Source organism: Vibrio sp. Y20_XG_PY13 (assembly GCF_024181925.1).
GTDB classification, from domain to species: domain Bacteria; phylum Pseudomonadota; class Gammaproteobacteria; order Enterobacterales; family Vibrionaceae; genus Vibrio; species Vibrio parahaemolyticus.
Map to the genome: position 1 here is coordinate 401,053 of NZ_JAMZAL010000002.1, position 25,639 is coordinate 426,691.

The window sequence follows — 25,639 nt, forward strand, 5'->3', positions numbered from 1 at the left end:
GCACACACTATACCGAGCCACACAGTGAACATAGACGTCGTACAACTTCTCGATCAAAACCCCATTCTTCTAATCTTCGTCGTATTAGCCATTGGCCTTGCCATCGGAAAAATTCGCTTTGGAAACCTACAGTTAGGCAACTCTATAGGTGTTCTAATTACCTCGCTGATCATGGGTCATTTAGGCTTTTCCTTCAACGCTGAAGCGCTAACCATCGGCTTTATGCTCTTTATCTATTGCGTTGGCATAGAAGCTGGACCTAACTTTTTTGGCATCTTCTTTAGGGATGGTAAACACTACTTCATCCTCAGTATGACCGTGCTTGTCGCTGCAGTGAGCTTAACTTACGGTTTAAGCCACTACTTTGGCCTCGATTTCGGTCTTTCTGCCGGTATGATGGCAGGAGCATTGACGGCGACACCTGTTCTAGTTGGTGCTCAAGATGCTTTGAACTCAGGCCTTGCAACAATACCGCGCAATATGGATTTTTCTTTGGTATTAGAAAATCTATCCGTAGGTTACGCGATGGCTTATCTGATTGGTCTGATCAGCATGATCATGTTCGCTAAGTTGCTACCAAAGTTACAAAAGCAGAACCTTTCAGACTCTGCTCAACAAATCGCTCAAGAGCGTGGCCTTGGTAACTCAAGCCAGCGCAAAGTTTATCTACCTATTATTCGCGCATATCGAGTTGGCCCTGAGCTTATCGATTGGACAGACGGCAAAAACTTACGAGAACTTGGTATTTATCGCCAAACGGGTTGTTACATTGAGCGTATTCGCCGTAATGGTATCCTCGCCCACCCTGATGGTGATGCGATTTTGCAAGAAGGTGATGAAATTGCGTTGGTAGGCTTCCCTGACAGCCACGCTCGTTTGGACCCAAGCTTCCGCAACGGTAAAGAAGTGTTCGACCGTAACCTTCTCGATCTGCGTATTGTGGAAGAAGAGATTGTCGTTAAGAGCGACGCGATTGCCGGCAAACGTCTATCTGATTTGAACCTGTCTGAGTTCGGTTGTTTCCTTAACCGCGTAGTTCGTGCGCAAATCGAAATGCCAATGGATTTAGACATTGTTCTTGCCAAAGGTGATGTACTTCAGGTGAGTGGTGAGAAGAGTCGTGTACATGGCCTTGCTGAGAAAATCGGTTTTATCTCGATCCACAGCCAAATGGCCGACTTATTGGCGTTCTGTAGCTTCTTTATTCTTGGCATTATGTTTGGCCTAGTGACCATGACATTTGGTCAAGTGTCGTTTAGCTTAGGTAACGCGGTAGGCCTTTTGCTGTCAGGTATTACACTAGGCTTCCTTAGAGCCAACCACCCTACTTTCGGCTACGTACCGCAAGGCGCGTTAAACATGGTCAAAGACCTTGGTTTAATGTTCTTTATGGTCGGTATCGGTTTGAGTGCTGGTGGCAAGATGTTCGAGCACTTGACTCAAGTCGGCCCACAGGTGATCGGCCTTGCGTTTATTGTTAGTGTCGTGCCTGTTGTGATTGCTTACCTTGTTGGTGCATACATTTTGAAGATGAACCGCGCATTGCTATTCGGGGCGATCATTGGCGCACGTACTTGTGCACCGGCGATGGATGTTGTAAACGAATACGCGAAGTCGACGATTCCAGCTCTTGGTTATGCGGGTACTTATGCGATAGCCAACATCCTAATGACGCTAGCTGGTACGATTTTGATAATTCTGAGTTAACAGGTTTGAGTTTGATGAAACGGCTCAATCATCAAGTACAAAAAAGGCGCTCAATGAGCGCCTTTTGCATATCTATCCAATCAATTAGATTTGAATGAAGTCTGTTTCTACAGCTGGGTTTACATCCGCTTCGTAGTCAACACCTTCGACACCAAAACCGAATAGCTTCAAGAACTCTTCTTTGTACTCAACGTAGTCAGTTAGCTCTTTTAGGTTTTCAGTTGTAATTTGTGGCCATAGCTCACGACAGTGTTGTTGGATATCTTCACGCAGTTCCCAGTCATCCAGACGTAGACGATTCATATCATCCACTTCTGCTGCGCTGCCATCTTCTTTGTAAAGACGTTGGCTGAACATGCGGTAGATTTGCTCCATACAACCTTCGTGTACACCTTCTTCACGCATCTTCTTGAATACCATTGCGATGTAAAGAGGCATAACCGGAATTGCAGAGCTTGCTTGAGTAACAACTGACTTAAGTACAGCAACATTTGCGCTGCCGCCAGTTGCACCCAGTTTCTCGTTTAGTGCTTTTGCCGCACGGTCTAGGTCCATTTTAGCTTTACCTAGCGCGCCATCCCAGTAGATTGGCCACGTTAGTTCAGTACCGATGTAGCTGTAAGCGACTGTCTTACAACCTTCCGCTAATACACCAGCGTCAGAAAGTGCATTGATCCAAAGTTCCCAGTCTTCACCGCCCATTACGGTTACTGTGTCTTTGATTTCTTCTTCTGTCGCAGGCTCAACGCTTGCTTCAATGATTACGTCTTTGTTGGTATCAACCGCTGTCGATGTGTAAGTCTCACCGATAGGTTTAAGAGCTGAACGAATAAGCTCACCTGTTTCTGGCATTTTACGCACTGGTGAAGCCAGTGAGTAAACCACCATATCAACCTGACCTAGGTCTTCTTTGATCAGATCAATGGTTTTCTGTTTCGCTTCGTTTGAGAAAGCATCGCCGTTTAGGCTTTTCGCGTATAGGCCTTCTTCACGAGCAAGCTTTTCAAAAGCTGCCGCATTGTAGAAGCCTGCCGTACCAGGTTTCTTCTCTGTGCCTTCTTTTTCGAAGAACACACCGATAGTTGATGCGCCGCCACCAAATGCCGCAGCGATACGAGAAGATAGACCGTAGCCACTTGAAGCACCAACGACAAGAACGCGTTTAGGCGCGTTTTTGATTGGGCCTTGCGCTTTTGTGTAAGCAATTTGTTCTTTTACGTTAGCTTCACAACCAACTGGGTGCGTTGTAGTACAGATAAATCCACGAATTCTAGGTTTGATGATCATATTCAACTTCCTTTAAAAAACCTTGTTAGGATAAAAGTTTCGCTCGAAGTTCGCATCTAATTTCTGTAAAAATGCTTCGAAAATGCAAGTGGTTGGAGCACTATCTCTCCTTGTCATGAATAAAGGACACAAAAAAGCACCTCTAGGAGGTGCTTTTCATTACCAAGGTTCACTCATTAGGCTGCTGGATTCAAGTGTGATTTTTTCGGGCTATCAGTACGAACTTCAGAGAAATCATGACTGAAGTGGTCTACTTGAATAGCTTTGTAACGAAGTTGGTCAGCAGCAGTGATCTTTTCAACCTCTTGCTCTGTCAACACACCAGCGTCAAGTGCTTGCTGTAAGCGATCTTGCAGAAGACCTTTACGAGCCACTTTGCCATCTTTCGCTGCTTTCATTAGCTTACGCTCCAATGGTTTGACGTCGTACATGGCTAGGAAGGCATTTTCCATCAAACCTACGCTATCATTTTCGGATTTGCCGATGTAACACAAGTGGGTTAAACGGTCACGCTGCACGCCTGGGGTCATCATGGCTTCAGCAATGCTGACACTTAACTCATCACTTGGTTTGTCGAAGTGATTCCCTAGTGGGAATAGCAAGCCTTTCAACACGCCACCAACATATTTCACTGGGAAGTTTGCGTACGCTTCATTCAGCGATTTAGCTGCGTTGTACAAACAGTATTGGACAGCGTAATGCACGAAGTTTAAATCGCCTTGCTGACGCCCTTCATCTTCGTATTTCTTCAGCGTCGCGGATGCCATGTACAGGTAGCTCAAACCATCACCCAAACGTGCAGAAATCATCTCTTTACGCTTCAAGTCACCACCTAACGTCAACATGGCAAAATCGGCGCTTACTGCTAATGCTCGGCTCAGGCGGGTGATGTCTTTATAATAGCGCTGAGTTGGACCACTCATATTCGCTTTCACAAAGCGCGAGCCTGTTAGTGCTGCACCTAGCGCACCAAACGTATTCCCCATCGCATGACCAATATGTTTGAACAATAGAGAATCGAACTCTTTCGCACCCTGCTCTGAGTCTGGATTCGCCGCCGCTTCCATCTCTTTAAGCACATATGGATGACAACGTGTCGCACCTTGACCAAAGATCATCAAGTTACGCGTTAGGATATTTGCACCTTCAACTGTAATCGCAACAGGAATACCCAAGTAGTGTTTTGCAAGATAGTTCATTGGACCATCTTGAATCGCACGACCTGCGTGAATATCGAACGAGTCGTTCAAAATCGTACGTGCAATTTCAGTCATGTGGTATTTGGCAATAGCCGTAACAATGCCAGGTTTCTCTTTCATATCGAGAGAGGTAGTCGTCAACGTACGCGTTGCTTCCAAAAGATAAGTCAGACCGCCAATACGGCCCATCGCTTCTGCTACCCCTTCGAACTTACCGATAGACATACCAAACTGCTTACGTACGTATGCATAAGCGCCAGTGGTTCTGGTTGTCAGGTGGCCGATTGCAGTACCAAGTGCTGGCAGTGAAATACCGCGGCCAGCAGACAAACACTCAACCAACATACGCCAGCCTTTGCCCGCGTAATCTGAGCCACCGATGAGCCAATCCATTGGAATGAAAACATCTTCACCACGAGTCGGACCATTCATGAAAGCAGAACCAAGTGGATCGTGACGCTCACCAATTTCAACGCCGTCATGGTCAGCAGGAATGAGCGCACAAGTAATGCCTACGTCTTTCTTATCGCCGAGTAAACCGTCTGGGTCCTGCAGCTTGAAAGCTAGACCAAGAACAGTCGCAACAGGTGCAAGTGTGATGTAACGCTTGTTCCAGCTAACTCGAACACCAAGCACCTCTTCGCCATCGTGCATACCGTAACACACCACACCCTGGTCAGGAATGCCGCCCGCATCTGAACCTGCTTCCGGTCCAGTCAAAGCAAAACAAGGAATGTCCGTACCATCAGCAAGACGTGGTAACCAGTAATCTTTTTGCTCCTGAGTGCCGTAGTGAGAAAGAAGCTCACCTGGCCCCAACGAGTTAGGAACCATTACCGATACCGCAACACTAATACTGCGCGTTGCAATACGAGACACAATCGTTGAGTTTGCCAATGCAGAAAACTCACGGCCACCGTACTCTTTCGAGATAATCAGTGAGAAGAAACGTTCTTTGCGCAAGTATTCCCACACCTCCGGTGGCAAATCACGATCTTCTTTCACGATTTTTTGATCGTCTAGCATGTCTAAGAGCGTTTCAAGTTCATTATCCATAAACGCTTGCTCTTCAGCTGTTAACGTCGGCGCTGGGTAATGGTGTAGCGTCGTAAAGTTTGGCTTGCCAGAAAACAACTCGGCATCCCACCATACACTACCGGCTTCCATCGCTTCTTTTTCTGTACTCGACAGCGGAGGAAGAACTTTCTTAAACACTTTAAATGCTGGGTCACTAATCCATTTTCTTCGTAGAGAGCTCATAGTTCAGATCCTTTTGTTCACGTCACCGCTTGCGGCTAATCCTTATTATTGGTTTCACTTTTTACTTGTCGTTATCGAGCGACTATTTCGCCGACATACCAGCGGACAAGTAAGGAATCAGTAAATCGACGACAGATTTCACATCGATTTCTTTTTCAAATTTGCTTTCAGCCAGCTCGGTCAAAGCTTGACTAGAGGCCATCGTAAATACGCACGTTCCCAACGTGAAATGTAATCGCCAAAACAACAACTCTTCCGTCAGCTCTGGGTTTGCTTTCATGATAGAGAAAGTAAACAAATTCAATACTTCTGAGTATCGAGTGCTGATAAACCAACGTAAATGCCCTTGTACATCGGTGTAACCTCGACCAATCAACAACATAAATAGTGCAGTACCATTTGGTCTAACATCATTAAGTGTACGCAGCGGTAAACGTAATGATTCAAACACTTCGTCCATGTTGTAGCTTTCGCGGGTATTCAACTCAATGAGAGACGCCTTTATGCTTGGCATCAGTGCTTCAAGGTACCGGTCTAATACCGCGCGCACTAACGTCTTTTTGTCACCAAAGTGATAATTCACCGATGCAAGATTCACATTTGCTTTGCCTGTAATGGTTCTTAGCGACGTATCATTGAAACCATATTCAGCAAAAAGTCCTTCTGCGACATCGAGTATTTTTTCTTTTGTTGTGCTTCTCGGGGCCATTTTAATCACTCGTATTAAACAACTGTTTGAAAATATACTCCTGAAACTTTAGATTAACAAACGATTAACATCACATTTCCAGACATTGGTCGGACCACGAAGTAGATAAGCCACTTAAAAGAATGAATTTGAAACGAATAAATTTAGTGAAAAATTTTTTGAAAAAAAATGGAACTGTTCTGAAATAGCTTGGTCTGAATAGATGTAACAACTAGGGCATTTAAAGTTTCACTGGCCGTCAAACTTGTTTCAATCTAATTGTTACGTTGCTGCTTTTTTCTTATTAACTCCTATGTTTGTATCCGCCCAGTCAACTTTTCGGCTGGGCTTTTTTTCGCCTGTCGATCAGGCTTAATCTAACGCTCTTCAAAAACAAAAAGCCTCCCAAGTGGGAGGCTTTGAGTTAAAAATCAGTTAAATACGAAGTTAGTCTTGTGCTTTCTTTGGTAATGAGAAATGCAGTAGAGCGTAACCAAGTACCGCTGCAGTAGTTGAGCCCATCAAAATACCTAATCGAGCGTATGTATCAAACTCAGGGCTTACGTTACCGAACGCCAGTGAAGAGATAAAGATCGACATCGTAAAACCGATACCACACAACACTGATACCGCGAAGATATGCTTGAAGTTTATACCCTCTGGTAGCTTCGCAACGCCCAGCTTCACAGCTGCCCAGCTAAAGCTAAAGATGCCTAGAGGTTTACCAATCAACAGACCTAGTGCAATACCTAGAGGCAGCATTGAAGTTAGGCCAGACATCGATACGCCTTCTAGCGAGATACCTGCGTTCGCAAATGCAAACAGAGGAAGAATACCAAATGCAACATAAGGGTGAAGAGCATGCTCCATGTGTTTCAGTGGAGAGTGTTCGCCCTGCTTTCCTTTCAGCGGAATCGCGAAACCGATCACTACACCTGCCAATGTTGCGTGAACACCAGACTTAAGTACAGCAAACCACAGAATCGCACCTACAATCATGTACGGTGTTAGCTTGGTGACTTCTTTCGCGTTCAGCATGAACAGTACACCTGTCATGACGAAGCCGACAAGCAATGCCATTGAAGAAAGATCACCGGTGTAGAACAGAGCAATGATGACAACAACACCTAAGTCGTCAATGATCGCAAGAGCCAATAAAAATACTTTTAGACTCACTGGTACGCGCTTACCAAGTAATGCCATGATACCCAGAGCAAATGCAATGTCTGTCGCCGCAGGAATTGCCCAACCAGAGATCGCTTCAGGGTCATTTGCATTAAAAGCAACGTAAATAAGTGCCGGAGCCAACATACCACCGACCGCAGCAATTGCAGGGAAGATGGCAGTTTCTTTCGATTTTAACGCGCCTTCAAGCAGCTCGCGCTTTACTTCAAGGCCAATAAGTAGGAAGAACACAGCCATCAGACCGTCGTTGATCCAGTGAGAAACAGACATACCAAATACATAAGTATGCAGTAGAGATTGATAAGTTTCGCCCAGTGGTGAGTTTGCAATGGTCATCGCAATTGCCGCTGCAATCACGAGAAGAATACCACCTGCGGATTCCATTTTGAAAAAGTCACGGATGACATCGTTCATGGTTTCGTCCTTATATTTATTATCTTAATAAACGATTAACAAAGAATGATAAGAGTGTATAGCTGCAGAAAATTTTAGAATAATCGCTTGTTCAGAGTATAAACTTCGATTTTTCCGAGGTTATCTTCATTACTCATCGTATTTTTCAACAAACTATTGAGACGAAGTAAGCCTTCTCGCCTCCTCTTATCTATCCAGTTATTAACCAAGATCGTTATTAAAGTAGCATAAGATGATGTCTCACTTCACGGTAAGTCTGTGATTTTTTAGACAGAACTAACGTGCTTCAGACACAAAAAAGCCACTTTGCTAAGTGGCTTTCGATAGATTTTAGTAGCCGGTGAGCTGCATAAAGCCCCACGCCTCGTTGGAGCCAGAAGCCAAGATTGGGCCTTCCCAGTAAGGAACAACAAATGGCAACCACATATCGGATTTTATGATACGAGTCGTCAAATTAATTTTGTGTTCAGGTACATTGATGATCCATTGCAACGGTAAACGTCTGCCATTCGACAGGCTTGTTACCTGCATTGGCGTAATCGAGACCTCTTTCTCTGATAGATTGACCACTTTTCCCGAACGGGTCGATAGCGTACCAAAAATATGAGGCGTCTGACCGTGATGACGGTAACGACTAACCGTTAACGCACGTCCATCATCCAAGTTAAAGACAAACCAATCCCAACCTTGTTGGCCTTGGCCGATTAAGCCACTGCCCCATTCTTTTTGCGTCCAGGCTGAGCCTGTTACGGGGATGAAGCGGCCATTTAAGTTCAATGTGCCTTTTACATTAAGAAACGGTGCGCTAAAGCTAAACGAAGCCACAGATTGCAGTGCATGTTTAACTTGAAAGCCTTTGTCTCCATTTACCACAAACGGCCCGCTTGTCATGGTATTCAGTTCGAGTCCGAATGTGTCCGTTGTAACATTGAGGTTGCCTGGAAATGGTGTAGAGCCTAATGAGCGCCAAGTCCAGTTATCTATCCATAAACGGAATGGTCGGTTTGTCATGCCAGCTTGACCAATACCACCACGCGCAACACGCTGTTCTTTCCACACATGCGAACCATGGCTCACGACAACATGTGAAATGTACAGTTGCGGGTTTTGCCAACCGCTGGTTTCTCGTTCATCGGTGGCGACGCGAAAATAGCTCCACTGCACGTTGTAAGTACGACCTTGCTTATCTTGCAGCTTCGCAAAGTAGTTCCACCATTCATGTTGATATTCAGGATGGAAGCGAAAGTCTGAAGGCAATGAGACATGCTCGTCCGGTAAAACGGGCTCAAAAATGGTTTTATTTTCTCGCGTCAGTACCGAATTGATTTCATTTTCTTGGGTAGCAGTAGGCTCTAGCCAAAACGTTGAATACAACGTCGCTCCAGTCAACATGGCAAAAACGACAACGATCAGCATCGAAGCAAAAACGCGCTTTTTAGAGTTTTGTTTTTCCACTACAACGCATCCCTCAACGACTTCATTGGCGTACTCTTAATCATTCGAATTACGGGTAACGCCCCGGCGATCATAATCGCGAGCATTGCCCAAGCGATAGTTTGTGCATATTCCCAAGGAATGGTTTGCAGTTCGAGTGACCAACCAAAAGATTGTTTAATGATGATATCAACAATTAGGTGGGCCAAGGCCAATCCTAACGGTACTGCTATAATCGCAGAAATGGCACCAAAGGCGAACAGTTGCAAGCCCCCTAGGGCAACCAACTCTTTGCCAGAAACACCCATGCATCTCAGCAGCGAGAAGTGTCTTTGACGAGAGAGTTCTCCTGCTAGGGTTGCAAAGAAAAGACCAAATACAGCAATGATAAGAGTAATGTTGCCTAGCGTGCCAGCGATTGCGAACGTGTGATCAAATACTCTCATGGCTTGATTGTAGATATTGCTGTTGTCGAATACGCGGTCTTGTGGCAATCGGAAGACATTTTCTAAACGATTCTTCAACCCTTCTCCATTCACGCTGTCTTTCAGCAATACGCCTAACCCTACGTTGCCCGTTCCGGCAAACGCATAAAGCCAGTTTCGATGGGACATCATCACTTGGTTGTATGGGTTGCCATAATCGTAGTACACACCCACGACTTGCCAACCTTCACCCAGTGGCGCTTGCAGATCAATGTAATCGCCCGGACGAATATCCAGTTTGAGAGCCATAGATTCACTAACCATCAAGCTCTTAGTTTGATGCAGCTGATACCAGTAGTTTGGAACACCCAGCTTAACCGTTAGCGAATCTAGCTCCCCTTCAGAAGGGCCTGTGCTGACCACTTGCAACGCGCCATGCTCGGTAGGAACATCTTTTTCCCAGCGCCACCAAACCGATTCAACTTCTGGCTGATCTTGTAACCATGCGCTCATTCGCCCAGCCGAGTTGTTTGTTGGATAAATATAGATATCTGCGGCCAAGCGTTGGCTTAACCATTTGTCAGTGGTGTCTCTAAAGCTACCCACCATGGTCTCAACACCAATATTCGCAGCGAGTGCCAACATAAACGCCATCGTTGCGACACCACGATAGCTCATACTTGCCGCCGCATCAGCAAAGAACCAACGCACACGAACCCAGCGTAACGTGTATGAGAAGCTTTGGAACATGTGCCACATCAAAAATGGCATGAATAGAGCCACACTCACCAACATCAATGCGATAATGGCAAAACCCGTCTCTTGCGTTTTAGGTGCTTGGTAAACCGCAACCGCGGCTACACAGAAAGCACATGCCGCCAATGCTTGCCAAGAAAACTCTCTTCCAGCAAAGCGCATTAACGATAAACGCGAAGACAAACGAATTGGTTGCGATTTCAACAATCGAATCAGTGGCCACAAACAGGAAATCAGAGCGCCCATTGCCGACATAATCAAACTGTATAAACTCGACTGCCACGACCAACCGATAGTAAGGCCAACGTTGGCGTCATATAGATCGCTCAAACTGGAAGATACTGCAGGGATCAACTCGTTCGCCAACATGAGTCCAAAGAAGTTACCGCAAGCCCAAGCGACCAAAACGAGTATCGAGAGCTCAAGTAATAACGCTTGCGCCAATTGGGTTCCATTCACACCGGTTTGACGCAAAATGCCGACTAATCTCTGACGCTGAATAAAAGATAGTGACATCGCTTGATAGAAGATAAAAAGTCCAACCAAAAATGACAACATCCCCATCGCGGTTAGGTTCATGTGGAATGCTTTGGTCAAAGATTCAAGCTCAGTACGAGTGTTTCGTACCAAGGTCATGCCATTTGGCAGTATGTTTTTTAATGCGATCAGTTTTTCTTCTGGCATCTCGCCACATGAAATCGCTGAAAGGCCCGAGCTTCGCTTCAACATTCTTAATAAAGAAATGTCGGTAACTAAACGTGTACCTGATAAGAGCTTGTTTTGATCCACTTGGACAGGGCCAAGACGACTGCCGTCATTCAACTCAATAAAGTCACCGTCTTGCCAGTTCATGTAAGACGCCAAATCTTGACTGATCAAAATCGGATACGGCGGCTTCATCAAGGAGAGAACGGGCATCTCATTAAGTGACTTGCCGTGCTGAAGGGGGATCATTGCGACAGGATCGATGCCAACGAGCATCAAGTTCATGTCCGTTTTGGCATCCAAATGAAGGACGTCAAAAGGCGCACATTGGTTGAAACCAGCGCGGCGCAACTGAATGTAAAACCCTTGAGGAATTTTATTTGCAGAATGTTTGGTACGAATTCGGTAAGGAAGAGGGTTTGAGAAAAGCTTCTCACCTGTTTCGTAACTCTGCTTCGCATGTTGGTTGATAGAAGTAACACCAACAAGAAGCGAAACACCAAGCGTTAAGCCTAACCAGACGAGAATAATTTGCAGTGGGTAACGACGGTAATGACCGAGTAGTGCCTTAACTACGGGCCATAACATGCAGTTGCCCTCCTTGAAGACGAATTTTCCCTTCCATGTGTGCCGCAACTTTCTCACTGTGCGTCACTAATAACAAGGTGCAGTCCAATTGGCGTGCAAGACTGGTCAGCAAACGCATTACCGCTTCCGCATTTCGCTCATCCAAACTTCCCGTTGGTTCATCGGCAAGCAGAATTTTGGGTTCCATGTACAACGCGCGCGCAATCGCAGCACGTTGTTGCTGGCCACCCGACACTTCTTCTGGATAGCGTCCTAATAAAGGCATGAGATCCAGAGCCGAAAGAATTTGACGCCAGAGACCTTTATCTTCCGGTAACCCTTTTAGTTGACGGCAAAAACGGATGTTATCGGCGATGTTCAAAGTAGGAAGAAGGTTGAATTGTTGGAAGATGTTACCAATATTGTTGCGGCGGTAGAGCGTTCTTAAGTGTTCTGGAGCATCATGCATCGCAAAGTTTGGAAACTGAACCTCGCCTGAATCGGCGGTATCTAAACCAGCAATGACGTTCAGCAACGTACTTTTACCAGAACCACTTTCCCCCATCAGAGCGACTTGCTCACCTTGCTGTAATGTTAATTCTGCCCCTTGTAGCACAGGATGAAACTCTCCCCCGTCTACATAGCCTTTACATAGGTCTGACAGTTTTAACATTGATTTTGCCGCTCAAATGGTGTTTAAAAATTGGGATCAGAATCTACACTAAAATCCTGTTAGTAGGAAGTATTTTGAATGCTTGATCACACTATGAGAGTACAAATGCAACTCGATTCACTTTCTACAACAGATTTTGTTGACGTTATAAGCAGATTTTTGCAGCAATTTTTCTAGCTATAGCAAGCAAAAAACTTGAAACGGCTGCAAAATGCGAAATATAAGCAAACTATGAACGAGATTTATTAGAAACTTCAACCAGCTTCAATATCGCTACTTTTCAATTAAGTTTTTCATCCATTTTTTGCTCTTCATTCGAGGCAAACAGATACACCACTTCACTACCTCTTCAGTGAGGAAAAGTAGATACACCCACTGTGGCTCCCACCCCAAATATATCGCTGCAAACGCAGCGAGCGGAATACCGATTATCCATTGAGCAAACACATCTTGATACAGGCAGAATTTCACATCTCCACCAGCACGAAGAACCCCCACAATGACCATCATAGGCACTGAGCGCAATACGACGCCAAGTGCCAGAATCACCATGAACTGCTCTGCCAAATGACGAGTCTCGGCGCTCAATGCACTGAACGCATCGAGTATGAGCTGATTGGTAAAAAATAGAAGTACCGCAACACCGAAAGCAATCAGAACATTCAAGATTACCGTCGCCCAAGCTTGGTAATACACAGGTTCAAAGTTTTTCGCGCCGAGTTGGTTACCCACTAAAACCGCAGCCGCGTTCGATAGGCCAATCATCATAGCGAGAGCAATCGACTCAACGGGCGTCATCACCGACAACGCTGCCAAACCTTGCACGCCTGCTTGTCCCATGATCGCGTGGTAAGCAAACAGCCCTCCAGCCCAAGCGAGAAAGTTGAACGTCGTGGGTAAAGATAAGCTAAGAAAACGAGTGATTTTGTCCAACACTAAGCTGGCACGAATATCGCCCCAACCAAAGGCGATAATGTGTTTTTTCAACCACAAATAACCAAATAAGCAACCAACTTCAATGGCTCCACTGATCACCGTTGCAATTGCTGCACCGGTAATACCAAGGGCAGGAAAGCCTAGGTGACCGAAAATCAACACCCAGTTTAAAAACACGTTAGAGAGAATACCGATGCCGCTAAAGAAAGTACTCAACCCTGGTTGATGCATAGCACGTAATCCCACCGCCATACTGGCAACACACGCCACTGCGAACATACTGGCTGATGAAATTACCAAGTAGCTTGACCCAAGCTCAATCACCTCTTGGGAATCCGTGGTCAAGCCCATGATTGGCTGCGGAAAAAAGACGAATAAACAAACGGCCAGCGCGGCAAACACCATCGCAATCATCCAAGTCAGCGACGTACTTTGTCTTACGCCAATTTTGTCTCCCGCTCCCCAGTACTGCGCGGTAAGCAGTGCGCCACCCGTGGTCACACCAACTAACATGATGGTGGTAACAAACGTCGCTCGAGCTGCGACTCCCACAGCGGCAATTTCGGCTTCACCAAGTTGCCCTAGCATCAATACATCGACTAGGCTTCGGCTGGAAAACATAATACTTTGCAGCGTGATGGGAAGTGCTATTGCGAACAATCGACGCAAAAAGGCTTTATCTGCGTGAGTTGAGAGTTGAGATAGAAAAGTCACGAGCACTCCAACGACAACTTATTGATAGAATGGGAAAAGTGTCTCATGATTATACCCAGCGGTGATTTTTCCACCAGCAATAAAAGGACGGATAATGAAAAAGGTGTTGGTATTAGGTGCCTCTGGTTACATTGGTTCTCAGCTTCTTCCTCAACTGCTCGACAAAGGTTACAGCGTAACTGCAGCATCTCGACATATTGATTATTTGGAATCTAGGACCAGCCCACATCCTAACCTTACACTGACTTACTTAGACTTGGCGGACGCAGAAAGTACACTTTCATTAGTTGATGACTTTGATTTGGTGTTCTTTCTGGTGCACGGCATGGCACAAGGTGATGATTTTGTTGAATACGAATTGAACCTTGCTTTGAACTTTAAATACGCATTGGAGCAAAGCCGTGTCAAACACGTTATTTATTTAAGTGCCATCCAACCACAAACTGGAAACTCGCGCCATTTAGCCGCTCGTAAAGCCACTGGAAAGATCATTCGACAATCCGGTGTTCCGGTGACAGAGTTACGTGCTGGTGTCATCATTGGTCCTGGCTCCGCCGCTTTCGAGATCATGCGAGATTTTGTCTACAACTTACCTATTTTGATTGCGCCTAAATGGGTCGACTCAAAAGCCAACCCCATCGCCCTACCCAACCTCAATCACTATTTATTGCAGTTGGCCGAAGCATCACCCCCAGAAGAAAGCCAAATTTATGAAGTTGGTGGGCCAGATACACTCAGCTACCGCGAGCAATTTAAAATCATTTGCCGAATCACCAACAAGCCTTATCGGCTGTGGTCGACACCGTTGCTTACACCCAAAATGGCATCGTACTGGCTCGGTTTGGTCACCTCTGTGCCAGCAAACATCGGCAAAGCATTACTCGCAGGGTTAGAGCATGACTACATCGCCGATTCCAAAGCGATTGAAGCACGATTTCCGCAAACGCTGATCAGTTACGAGCAAGCGGTATCCGACACCATCCAAGATGAAGGCACGTTTGTGCGCAGTAATGTTTGGGGCTTTGAGCCAGCGGCACTTCGTCGATGGCAACCGGGGTATGGCTACTACCCTAAACAAGCCGGTGCGAGCATAAAAACTCAAGCCTCCGCTGCGGCATTATGGAAAGTGGCTCAAAAAATCGGGAGTCGTGAAAAAGGCTATTACTTTGCCAACATTTTGTGGCGCACACGTGAATGGCTCGACATCTTTTTTGGTGGTGGGAAACCGATTCGCGTTTCTCCTCCGGGGCCGGAGCTCAAAGTCGGCGATTATATTGACTCTTGGAAAGTAATTCGCTGCGAGGAAGATCAGTTCCTCTCACTGTTTTTTGGGATGAAAGGCCCAGGGCTTGGACGTTTAGAAATTACCATCAAAGATCATGGTGATGAACGAGAACTGGATATCACCGCTTGGTGGCACCCACAGGGATTTCTCGGACTGCTTTACTGGTTTGCCATGATGCCAGCCCATCTATTCATATTCAAAGGCATGGTCAAAGCCATCGCGAAAGAAGCCGAAAGTATCAGTATTACTCCTCAGGAGGAACAGTCTCTGGAGAATCTGGAGAAATAGGCAGGTGATGAGCAATCCCCGCATGGCAATCAATGCACGATTGCTCTCGACTTTCCATCATCTGATGTCGACGCGCAACGGTTCGTCCTTGCGCTTCGAAATCCATCTTGTCAACGGAATGGCAATATCGACACTGTTTAGATTTATTCTCGATAAACTGCTGTGTGACTTCAGCAGCCAACCTCGGACGATGCTCCGCCTCGAAATTCTCAAGTGTAATGTCACCAGTCAGTTTGTGATAGATGTCGGCTGTAGCGCCGATTTTCAATGCGATTTTAGCAAAAAACTCCCGAGGGACATGGCAATCACTGCACGTAGCGGCAACCACACCCTGAGCATTTTTGAAGTGTGGGGATGCTTGGTACTCCTCAACTATCGTATCCATCCCAATATGGCAACTGTAACAAAACTCGTTGCGATTGGTGTAATCCATACCAAAGTGAAAAACACTGAGGGCCGCCCCACCAAGGATAAACGCCAATAAGCCACCAATTGGTATGCCGAGCATCCATTTTCTGTTTGGTTTACGCCATAAACTCATTGGTGTTCATCCCAAAACAGCGCTAGCGATAACTCGCATAGTATTCTACGAGCGCGTTTATATCATCGGAACTAAGCCCTTTGAACGCCTCATCCATTTTTTTATCAACGGAGCGTTTGCCTTGCTTAAACTGCTGTAACGTTGTGGCGAGATAGCCCTTCTGCTGACCAGCTAAAACCGAAGCTTCATCCAGAGCGTTACTGCCACCATCCGAATGACAGTTCTCGCAACTTTTCGCGTGGATAGCCTTACCTTTCATCGCTAACGCTTGATCGAAAGACTGCTTAGCAGGCACAAACTCAAGCCCAGCATAATGTTTTGCTAACTCTTCAATCTGCGCTTCAGATAAAGATTTGACTATCGTCACCATGTCGCCTTTTTGGCTCGTGTCTCCATAAACGTGATTAACCGAAGCTGAGGGTCTGCCCTCAAGGTAACGCAACATCTGGTCGAAAAAGTTGAACTCGGGAATCCCTGCGATGGTCGGAATATTAGTGTCTGAGCTAACACCGTTTGGCCCATGACAAGCTTCACATTCATGTTGTGAAATTAGCTCACTTGGTGACGCTAAACTGTGGGAGGCCAAAACTGAGCTAATGGCTAACACCGAGGAAAATTTTAGAGATAATTTAATTAGTTGGTGCATATTAGACTGACTCCGTAGTAATTATCTTTGTTAATCAAAACCAGACAGCGAATAAACGATAAGAAAATCATTTTATAAACGCGACTTAAAACCAACGATATCCAAGATAAAAATATTAAGCCGTCAACCATTTAAAGTAGCGTAGTTCAATACCCTTACTTTTTCTGCACCGACCTCTTCAAGAACAACAAACCTCAATACAAACAATTGATTTAAAAACACAATAATTTAAAACCCAAAATTCACACATAGAAAAAGCGGTTTATTTTAATAATATTTCATATTGCGTCTATACTCTTACAAGCCATGTATTTCGATTTATTCAAGCGATGTAAATATGGATATTTTGCTTTTGGCTTGAATACAAAATTAATATTTCAATCAATTGCTTATTGAGATATTTAACCATTCCAACGCATTCCCACTTACTTTAGGACGAATCGAGAGGGACTATGAACGGTTTAAAGTCGATCGCTACATTAATATTTTTTATTTTACTGCTCACCGGATGTGGTCCAGACAGCAAAAACGATCAGAATACATCACCACCTGCACTTGGTGATTTCGAGATCAGTGTTTCCGAGTCATCATTGGTCACTCAAGAAACCGGAGAAACCAAACTGGTAGTCGATTTTACCGTCAAAGACGGCAGTGGCAGATCTCATGAGCTAGACGAAACGAAAGACTTTCGCATCGCACTTCTTAAAGCAATGCCCTCTCGTGTCGACACACAAAATTCGAGCGATCCAGCCTTTGCCTTCAATGGGCGTCATGGCAATACCTATTGGAAGAGTTTCCATCACTCAAGTAATACCACAAATAACCGTGCCAGCATGGAGAGTGTTTGGGATGGAACACTAGTAAAAACAGACGAAGGGTATCGCTACACGTTTGCCATTCCTGACGTTTTAAAAGTGTCCGATCCTTATACTGCCGACTCTTCTAACAACAATGGTTTTATTGCTTGGGATGCGGATAAACTCCACCGAATCGTCATGGCGTATGGCGAGCAAGGCAATGGTTTTACCTACGTGTTTGAATGGGTACCGCAAGAAAGTTCAGATGCAGTAGTCTCCCGCAATGTGATTGAAACAGGTACCTGTGAAAACTGTCATATGGGCGAACCGCTTCATCATGGACCCGGCTATCGCTCAATTGATAACAACATTGCCGTTTGTACCGCTTGCCACAATGACAGTAATCCTGGCGCTGCGCCAGCCAGACGCCCTCTCGCTGCCGTTGTTCATCAATACCACGGTAATGTTTTCAAATTAGGTAGCGACAGAAATAACACCGACACTTACAAACAGCCTGTCGACGAGAATGACATGCTCGTTACCGACATCAATGGTTTAGTCATTGAAGGCAACCCTTTCCCGCAAGATGCCCGCAACTGTACAACCTGCCATTCGACCGATGTCGCGAAAGCATCAGACGCCAACAATTGGTTTGAACACCCAAGCCAAGTTGCCTGTGAGACCTGTCACTTGTACCGAGACAGAGGCGCGCATGATAACCAAGTGGGTACGGCTTGGGTAAGAAACGGCGAGCCACAAAACTCCTGCTCGGGCTGTCACCGACCTTATGACCGAGATGACAATGGCGATCCAATCATCGGCCAAGACGCAAGCCGAAGTGCTAAAACGGTTCACGTAATGCGTTTAGAGAATCTTGCAAAGGCACGTGATTCGCTTGAAATCAACGTTGAAAGCGCGCGATTTATTGATGACCAGTTTGAGGTTGAACTAAGAGTGTCGAAAGCGGGCTCAGGTATTGGATCCATCAACGAACTGACCCCTTTCATTAATGAACATGGGCACCTCAATTTGTTGCTGAACTGGGATAACGGCCAAGGCCCGATAGTCGCAAACAACAGTCTCAACGTCGCCGATGATGGCGCACTTGGTGACGGCTGTGAGGCTCAAGGAGAAGGCCTATTCTTGTGTCATAAAGACTTCACTGACGCTGCGATTAAGCCAATCTCCAACTCTACGTTGACGGTTAACATTGCCGACATGCCACTTTGCGCCGACCGTAGAGATGGCGAGCTCGCCGAATGCGTTACGTTTGAAGGCATCGATCTTATCAAATCGCCTTTCGTCATTGCCGCCAATAACGCATCTGGCTCGTTTGATGTGTCTGGTATCAACAAGCAACACAAACTGCCAGTGGGCGCGGACATTTCATCGTGTAACGATTGTCACAAAGAGCTGACTATCCATAAGCTCGGTGAGCATCCACATGCCGCCACCGACTTCCAACAATGTAAAAATTGCCATAACTCTGAACGTTCTGCGTTTTATCCTGGAATGGCGGCTGATCTAAAGTACCACGTGCACTCATTCCACGCCTTTGGCTCCGCTCATAGCGGTGAAGCGCCTTTCCCTGGCGCAGTCAACAACTGTGAGGCCTGCCATACCAATGCTCAATACAACTTACCTAGCCAACAAAATACGCGCCCTTCTCTGGCAAGTGGTAAGTACTTTAGTCCTGCGTTAGTCGCCTGTGGCGCGTGTCACCTAGAGTCATCTTTAGCTAATGCTGACCCGGATACCGTGGCAGGAGATGCGCCTCTGAACCATATGCTGAATCACGGCGCGGTATTTGGAGCAGACACAGCAGCACAAGCCATGGGCACCGAACAATGTACGACTTGCCATGCTATTGGTCAGTCACAAGGGGTAGATAAGGTTCACAAGGTATACGACTACCGTTGAATTCGTCATTGAACACAATGCTTTGACAATTAAGGATAAGAAAAGGAAGAGCTATGAAAGCAATGTTTCTGCGGTGGTTGGTAGCTGGGATACTTGGGTTAGGCGTCATCTTCACCGTCAGTTCGGAAGATGTCGCCAAGCCAGAACCCGAAGCGGCGACGTTAACTCCAGAAGAAATGGAAACCATATTAGACACCAAGTTTTCCGAGGGGAAATATTCACGCCGCGGACCAGATGGCTGCCTTCGTTGCCATGACGATACATCAGACAAACCTGCTACGGGTATTTTCGACAACATTCATGGCAAGTCCGCAAACCTGCATGGCCCAATGAATGATAAACAGTGTGAAGCATGCCATGGCCCAGCGAACAATCACGAACGCAATCCACGAAAAGGACAAGTTCGTGAACCGATGATCACTTTTGGGCCAAACTCCCCTGTTCCGGCCGAAAAGCAAAACAGCGTGTGTTTATCTTGTCACCAAGATGCGAAACGCTCGACTTGGCATAGTAGCGAGCACGCTTTTGAAGGGCTGTCTTGTGCAAGCTGTCACCAACTGCATCAAAAAGACGATCCGATGATGGTTGACGAAATGCAAGCAGACAAATGCACCGATTGTCACTCCCGCACCAAATCAGATATCCACAAACGCAGTCGTCACCCTATTATCGACGGCGTCATGACTTGTTCTAGCTGCCACAATCCACATCAGACATTAAATGAAGCGAGCCTGAACTGGTCAACCGTCAATAACGCTTGTTACGAGTGTCATGCGGAAAAACGCGGCCCATTTTTATGGGAGCATGAGCCGGTAACTGAAGATTGCACATCCTGCCACACACCTCATGGTTCAGTGAACAAAGCCCTGCTCAATAAACGACTGCCAATGCTATGTCAGGAATGTCACCGTGTGCCACATGCAAACGTAGCCATTCCTGAAAACGACTTGAGAGTGCGCGGCGGAAGTTGTTTAAACTGCCACAATCAAGTGCATGGCTCTAACCACCCACGTGGTCAAACATTAAGTTATTAGGAGGGAGGCATGAAACTATCTCAACTGTGCATCGCTATTTCCCTTGCTTTTGCTGTGCAAGCGCACGCCAACGATTATTCGTTACAACGTTCTCAACCAGCCGACACTAGCCGCTGGCAGTGCAGTGGATGCAGCAGCGACGGCACATGGAGTGGAGAAGTCAGCGCGGGCGTAGGGTTCCTTAACAACGATGGTTCCTCGCGATTCTATAATTGGAATCCGCCCGTTTACGGTACAAACTCTGACAACAAACACTTTAACGCTAGCCTAAACGCCGATATCGAACAATATGAAGACGACGGGTTCTACAATCGAATCGTCGTCGAAGATCTTGGTTTGCAACGCTTCTTACTGCAGTGGGAAATGGGCCAGTACGACGGATTACGTATCCTCGGCAGCTACAGTGAAACTCCGTATTTCTGGAATCAGTCCTCACTCAGTGCGTATCATCCAAGAGAAGATGCACTCGTTAGTGGTGACCTATCGAAATATGAAAACTCAGTGACGCGAGAGACGTTTAAGTTAGAACTCAAGTACACACCACATACGCCATGGAAGCCATATGCATCCATGAAGCACGAACGTAAAGAAGGCACAACTTCGCTCTATTCATCGACCATTCCGGGTTACGCCAACGCGCCTGGATTCATACCCAAAGCCGTCGATCATGAAACCTTAAATACTCAAGTAGGAGTGAGCTACATTGAAGATTTGTGGCTGGTGGATATTGCGTATCGCGGCTCGTTTTTCCGCAATGACAAGTCCGCACTCTATTACGGCGGTGTTACTAACCCTTACGCCAACCACATCGCGTATGAGCCTGACAACGACTTTCACCAGTTTGCTGTCACGGGGAATTATCGGTTGAATCAACAAACGTTCAGTGGCCGCTTACTTTGGTCACAAACGTCTTCTGAAGGCGGGTTAAATCCGTTTCCGCAGTCCCCCGTTAACTCCAATACATTCCATGGCGAAACCAACACTTGGCAAATGAGCGCGGATTACCACAACAAACTTTCGCGAGACACAGCTTTCGCCATTTCTGCGGACTATTCAGACAAAGACGATAACTCCGATAGAAACACCATCATCGGCTCTACAAGAGAAAAATACGACCACACAAAAACCAAACTGGAAACAACGTTAACGCATCGTGTTGCGTCTGATTTGAAAGTGAATGCTGGTTATCACTTCAAACAAGACGAGCGAAGCTATGCAGACCGAAAACGTACCGATGAACAACGCGTTTTTGTTGGTGCTCAGTACAGACCAAACAGTCCGTGGCAATTAGGCGGTAAAGTCTCCTACTCTTTCCGCGATGGCTCTGATTGGCAGGACGACAGCAGTGACTCGCCTAATTTGCGCCAATACTATTTAGCCGACAAAGAGAGGATTGAGCTCCGTGGCGACGGCAGTTATGACATGACAGACGATGTCCAGCTACTTGCAGAACTTTGGTACGGAAATGATGACTATGCAAAACCCGATATTGGTTTAAGCGAAGGGGAAGATTACGGCTACGACCTCAGCCTCAACTTCAATTTACTCGACGGATTAAGCGGGCATGTTTTTTACAATCAACAGATCATCCGCTCCGAGCAACAACAAGCAAACTCTGACGTTGTCGGCTGGAATCGCTACACCACCAAGCTCAAAGATGACATCACAACCATTGGTTTTGGTGTGAGTAAAGAGCGACTGCTGGACGACAAACTTTCTATCTCATTTGATTACAGCTACAGCCAAGCGGACAGTAAATCTTCAACCACATCTGGTGGTTACCAATATCCTGATAACGAGGCGAACTCGTATCGATTTGAAGTCATCGCTGACTATGAAGTATCTGAAAATCAAAACGTGCAGCTTAACCTTCGTTATGAAGACTACTCAGAAGAGGATTACTTGTTTAACAACGAAACCGGAACGATGGGCGACGTTTTGCAAAGCTATGAAGGTCTGTATGGCGGCGTCTATTGGAAATATCGCTTTTAAACACAGAGTGACGTAACAAAAAAAGCATCAGACGTTTTAAGCGCCTGATGCTTTCGTATTTCAATTCTACAACTGTGAGAAGTTGATTAAGCTTGGAAGCTCAAAGGAATCTCAGCCAATTGGTTACCTTCGTTTGCAGGGAAGATAAGGTACTCGCCGTGGTATTTCACCATCGATTTGTAGTCCGTCACTTTATGCACCATAAAGCCCGCTTGCGCTGCTTTCTCAACAAACTCAGCATGGTTGCCACGCACAAACCAGCTCATCGGTTTAACGAGCAACTCGCCGTCGAAGCAGCTTTCGCATTGGTCTGCACACAGTGCCAAAGAATTTTGACCTTCCGTGAAGATTTGGATTTTGCCACAACCAACCAATTGTTCAGAGGTAGAAACCTCCCAACCCGCTTGCTCCATTACGTCCAAAAAAGCTTCGACGTCAGAGTCTTTGATCACTTTTGAATCTTCACCTTCAGGGAAGAATTGCGCGTAGAAAGCAGAAATACGTTTGAAGATAAACAACAAACCAGCGTCATTCCCCTTTGAACGACCCGCCTTTTGCCAACGAGTTAAGTCATCGCCGACCGTTCGACCAAAACGCTGAGATTTCAGAGCTTTTGTTACCCAACGAACAAGATAGTGGTTGTTCGCCACTGGCGCATTGGCCAACTTGCCAGAACGATGCTCCTGCTCCAGTTCATTCAGAGCAGAGTTAACCAAGTTTTGAATTTCTTTGGTGTAATTCGACATTACGCCTTTCTTCCTAAAGTCCAATAAAACAGTGCTGAAAGCACAGAACAAGCAAACATAACGATGATCATAGGCCACGCAACATTACCAGGTAGTGATGCCACCAGCGCGCCAACCAATGAGCCGATACCGAATCTTAACGTCCCCGCCAGAGACGATGCCGTACCCGCCATTGATGGGTAGCCACTTAAAAGCAGCGCCATCGCATTACTACCAATCGTCGACAATGTGCCGATAAACAGCACAACAAAAGGCACGATGCCCCACAGTCCGAAGTCCATCAACCAACTTACGAACAGACCAATACCCGCCAAAAGTTGCACGAACAACCCAAAACGAAGCATGGCATGAGAGCCCACTTTTTTCACCAAACGACCGTTAATGCTGGTCATGATGATCATCGCCACAATGTTCAAACCAAATAAGTAACCAAATTGGTCAGGTCGAACACCGTATAAATCAATATAAACAAACGAACCCGCAGTTAGGAATGCAAACATCCCCGAAAACGAGAATGCACCAGACAACATCAAGCCCAACGCTTCAGAACTTGAACACAAACGGGCGTAGTTTTTTAATGTGGTGCGAAAACGCAGTGGTTGGCGGTTTTCTGGTTTTAGCGTCTCCGGAATTTTCCAAAACACCAGCAGAATGACAACCACAGCAAAGATAGCCAGCACCCAAAAGATAGAACGCCATCCAAACCAAATCGCAAGGTGACCGCCAATCATCGGCGCAACCAACGGGGCAATCGTGATAACTAATGTGACGAAAGACATTGCGCGCGCAAAGTCTTCACGGTCAAACATGTCACGCACCACTGCTTGAATAATGACCGCCGCAGCCGCGCCAGCAAAACCTTGGGCGGTACGAACATAGGTTAACGCATCAATGCCGTTTGTGGTCGCACTCACCACCGCTGCTAATCCAAAGAAAAGCACACCCAAAATCAGTACAGGTCTGCGGCCAAAGCTATCGGCAAGCGGCCCATGAATTAACTGACCAATCGCAAAACCCGCCGTATAAGCCGTCAATGTAATTTGAACCGCACCAGGTGCAACGCCCAAATCTTTTGCGATGGTCGGCATTGCCGGTAGATACATGTCGATCGCCAATGGCGTTAGCGCGCCAATTGCGCCGAGCACAAGAAACAGTAAAAAACTGATTTGAGATTGGGGAGCGCTTTGAGCTTTTTCTGTCATTCTTTTACCTCTAGTTGTGTCCTTGCCATCAGCCATTTCTTTTCAGAAACTAGCAAGGATGCTTCTCGTACCATTGAAAACAAAGCACAGTGCTTTGCTGATTCAATTTTCGAGGATCATAAGGACGAATGTTTACCAAGGTGGCCTTGACGAGCTCGACATAGAAAAGCGCATGATAACGATGCATGTTCACCCGATAATTGCACGCAATAAACCAAAGATGACAGCATGATTGATTCACTACGAACGGATGTTTCGCGAGAAAAGTATGCGTGAGCCTGTGATAAAACACCGCGGCATATCACTGAGGTTAAGCATGCATACCGAAATTGTCTAGGCACGAAAACATTTTGGTAGGAATCGTCATTCTGAGCCAATTCCTACCAAAAGACTAGTTCCTGCTAGGAACTAAAGAATTTCCGAGAGCGACGATTAATTCCACACAGAATCCACTTCTTCTTGAGTCAGATAACGGTAATCACCCGGTTCTAGAGTGTCATCCAACACGATATCGCCGATTCGCTCACGATGAAGCAGTTCTACTTTGTTACCAAGTGCAGCAAACATGCGTTTCACTTGGTGGTACTTACCTTCAACGATAGTAAGCAGCACTTCGTTTTCTGCTTCATTCACGATCTCAAGGTGCGCTGGTAACGTCGCTTCGCGTTCGTTTCTCAACTCAATACCTTGCGCAAACTTTTCAACGTAATCAGGTTGAATCGCATCCGCTAGCCACACGCGGTATGTTTTTTCGCATTTGTGTTTCGGTGATGTAATACGGTGAGACCATTGGCCATCATCTGTAATCAACACCAAACCCGTCGTGTCCACATCTAAACGGCCAGCGAAGTGAAGGTTTTCGACTTTAGGTTCATCAAGCAATACAAAGGCCGTAGGGTTGTAACCATCTTCGTGTGAACAAACAAAATCCGCTGGTTTGTACAACATGATGTAACGAGGCCCTGGCGCACCGACTTCTCGGCCATCCCATTCTACAACACCACCTTCTGGCACTTTGAATGAACCACTTTTTTGTACTTCGCCATCGACGAGCACTTCGCCACTTTTGATGATCTTTGTTGCCTGCTTGCGAGTCGCACCCAGAGCATCACACAAATACTTATCTAAACGCATGAATACCTCATTGAATTATACCCAAGTGATCTCCGAATTACGGTTCAAAGGTCACTTGGGTATAAAAGTCAGGTATTATAGCCTTCCTAGTTCGAATAGTTGAG

18 protein-coding genes are annotated in these 25,639 nt (G+C 46.1%); 5 read left to right on the plus strand and 13 right to left on the minus strand.

Going from position 1 to position 25,639, the window contains the following annotated elements:
* Positions 1-24 precede the first annotated feature (24 nt).
* Positions 25-1,707 carry an aspartate:alanine antiporter gene (locus tag NL646_RS06930; RefSeq protein ID WP_005483552.1) on the plus strand — a complete coding sequence of 561 codons (1,683 nt, stop codon included), beginning with the start codon at positions 25-27 and terminating at the stop codon, positions 1,705-1,707.
* Positions 1,708-1,791: 84 nt separating this feature from the next.
* Here the strand turns inward: NL646_RS06930 and fabV are convergent, their stop codons facing one another.
* The 8 genes from fabV to NL646_RS06970 all read right to left on the minus strand — a co-directional run bounded on the left by fabV (position 1,792) and on the right by NL646_RS06970 (position 13,950).
* Complete coding sequence (gene fabV, locus NL646_RS06935) at positions 1,792-2,994, minus strand: enoyl-ACP reductase FabV (protein ID WP_005462412.1); 1,203 nt, start codon at positions 2,992-2,994, stop codon at positions 1,792-1,794.
* 176 nt (positions 2,995-3,170) lie between these two features.
* A complete protein-coding gene (locus NL646_RS06940) occupies positions 3,171-5,453 on the minus strand; it encodes an acyl-CoA dehydrogenase (protein ID WP_015296571.1) in 2,283 nt (760 codons plus the stop codon).
* 82 nt (positions 5,454-5,535) lie between these two features.
* Complete coding sequence (locus NL646_RS06945) at positions 5,536-6,162, minus strand: TetR/AcrR family transcriptional regulator (protein ID WP_005462382.1); 627 nt, start codon at positions 6,160-6,162, stop codon at positions 5,536-5,538.
* Positions 6,163-6,588: 426 nt separating this feature from the next.
* A complete protein-coding gene (nhaA, locus tag NL646_RS06950) occupies positions 6,589-7,740 on the minus strand; it encodes a Na+/H+ antiporter NhaA (RefSeq protein ID WP_005462393.1) in 1,152 nt (383 codons plus the stop codon).
* Between the two features lie 330 nt (positions 7,741-8,070).
* Complete coding sequence (locus tag NL646_RS06955; protein ID WP_253664026.1) at positions 8,071-9,195, minus strand: lipocalin-like domain-containing protein; 1,125 nt, start codon at positions 9,193-9,195, stop codon at positions 8,071-8,073.
* Positions 9,195-11,648: an ABC transporter permease gene (locus tag NL646_RS06960; protein WP_005462410.1), complete on the minus strand. Its 2,454-nt coding sequence runs from the start codon at positions 11,646-11,648 to the stop codon at positions 9,195-9,197. The genes NL646_RS06955 and NL646_RS06960 overlap by 1 nt, the downstream gene beginning before the upstream one ends.
* Positions 11,629-12,300: an ABC transporter ATP-binding protein gene (locus NL646_RS06965; protein ID WP_005462397.1), complete on the minus strand. Its 672-nt coding sequence runs from the start codon at positions 12,298-12,300 to the stop codon at positions 11,629-11,631. Before NL646_RS06965 ends, NL646_RS06960 begins: the two co-directional genes overlap by 20 nt.
* Positions 12,301-12,573: 273 nt before the next feature.
* Positions 12,574-13,950 carry an MATE family efflux transporter gene (locus tag NL646_RS06970; RefSeq protein ID WP_015296569.1) on the minus strand — a complete coding sequence of 459 codons (1,377 nt, stop codon included), beginning with the start codon at positions 13,948-13,950 and terminating at the stop codon, positions 12,574-12,576.
* A 94-nt stretch (positions 13,951-14,044) separates the two neighbouring features.
* On the opposite strand from NL646_RS06970, the gene NL646_RS06975 reads away from it, so the two are divergent.
* Complete coding sequence (locus NL646_RS06975) at positions 14,045-15,523, plus strand: DUF2867 domain-containing protein (RefSeq protein ID WP_029828683.1); 1,479 nt, start codon at positions 14,045-14,047, stop codon at positions 15,521-15,523.
* Here NL646_RS06975 and NL646_RS06980 read toward each other — a convergent pair.
* Together NL646_RS06980 and NL646_RS06985 are read right to left on the minus strand one after the other, a co-directional pair.
* Positions 15,480-16,064 (minus strand): NapC/NirT family cytochrome c, encoded by a 585-nt coding sequence (locus NL646_RS06980; protein WP_025442035.1) that lies wholly within the window; start codon positions 16,062-16,064, stop codon positions 15,480-15,482. The two genes, NL646_RS06975 and NL646_RS06980, sit on opposite strands and share 44 nt — an antisense overlap.
* A gap of 22 nt (positions 16,065-16,086) precedes the next feature.
* Positions 16,087-16,710: a c-type cytochrome gene (locus NL646_RS06985; protein WP_053340563.1), complete on the minus strand. Its 624-nt coding sequence runs from the start codon at positions 16,708-16,710 to the stop codon at positions 16,087-16,089.
* Positions 16,711-17,162: 452 nt separating this feature from the next.
* Between NL646_RS06985 and NL646_RS06990 the strand changes: the two genes are divergently transcribed.
* The 3 genes from NL646_RS06990 to NL646_RS07000 are packed head-to-tail and all read left to right on the plus strand — an operon-like array spanning position 17,163 to position 22,453.
* Positions 17,163-19,427, plus strand: coding sequence for an OmcA/MtrC family decaheme c-type cytochrome (locus tag NL646_RS06990; protein ID WP_069525060.1), 2,265 nt, complete (start codon positions 17,163-17,165; stop codon positions 19,425-19,427).
* Positions 19,428-19,480: 53 nt separating this feature from the next.
* Positions 19,481-20,461 carry a DmsE family decaheme c-type cytochrome gene (locus NL646_RS06995; protein WP_069525059.1) on the plus strand — a complete coding sequence of 327 codons (981 nt, stop codon included), beginning with the start codon at positions 19,481-19,483 and terminating at the stop codon, positions 20,459-20,461.
* Between the two features lie 9 nt (positions 20,462-20,470).
* Positions 20,471-22,453, plus strand: a complete 1,983-nt coding sequence (locus NL646_RS07000; RefSeq protein ID WP_253664027.1) for an MtrB/PioB family decaheme-associated outer membrane protein — start codon at positions 20,471-20,473, stop codon at positions 22,451-22,453.
* An 86-nt stretch (positions 22,454-22,539) separates the two neighbouring features.
* On the opposite strand, the gene NL646_RS07005 is transcribed toward NL646_RS07000, so the two are convergent.
* The 3 genes from NL646_RS07005 to rsuA form a co-directional block, all read right to left on the minus strand.
* Positions 22,540-23,199, minus strand: a complete 660-nt coding sequence (locus NL646_RS07005; protein WP_005462414.1) for a DUF2913 family protein — start codon at positions 23,197-23,199, stop codon at positions 22,540-22,542.
* Positions 23,199-24,401: a Bcr/CflA family multidrug efflux MFS transporter gene (locus NL646_RS07010; RefSeq protein WP_005462380.1), complete on the minus strand. Its 1,203-nt coding sequence runs from the start codon at positions 24,399-24,401 to the stop codon at positions 23,199-23,201. Before NL646_RS07010 ends, NL646_RS07005 begins: the two co-directional genes overlap by 1 nt.
* A gap of 432 nt (positions 24,402-24,833) precedes the next feature.
* Positions 24,834-25,535, minus strand: coding sequence for a 16S rRNA pseudouridine(516) synthase RsuA (gene rsuA, locus NL646_RS07015; protein ID WP_020840423.1), 702 nt, complete (start codon positions 25,533-25,535; stop codon positions 24,834-24,836).
* Positions 25,536-25,639: the final 104 nt, after the last annotated feature.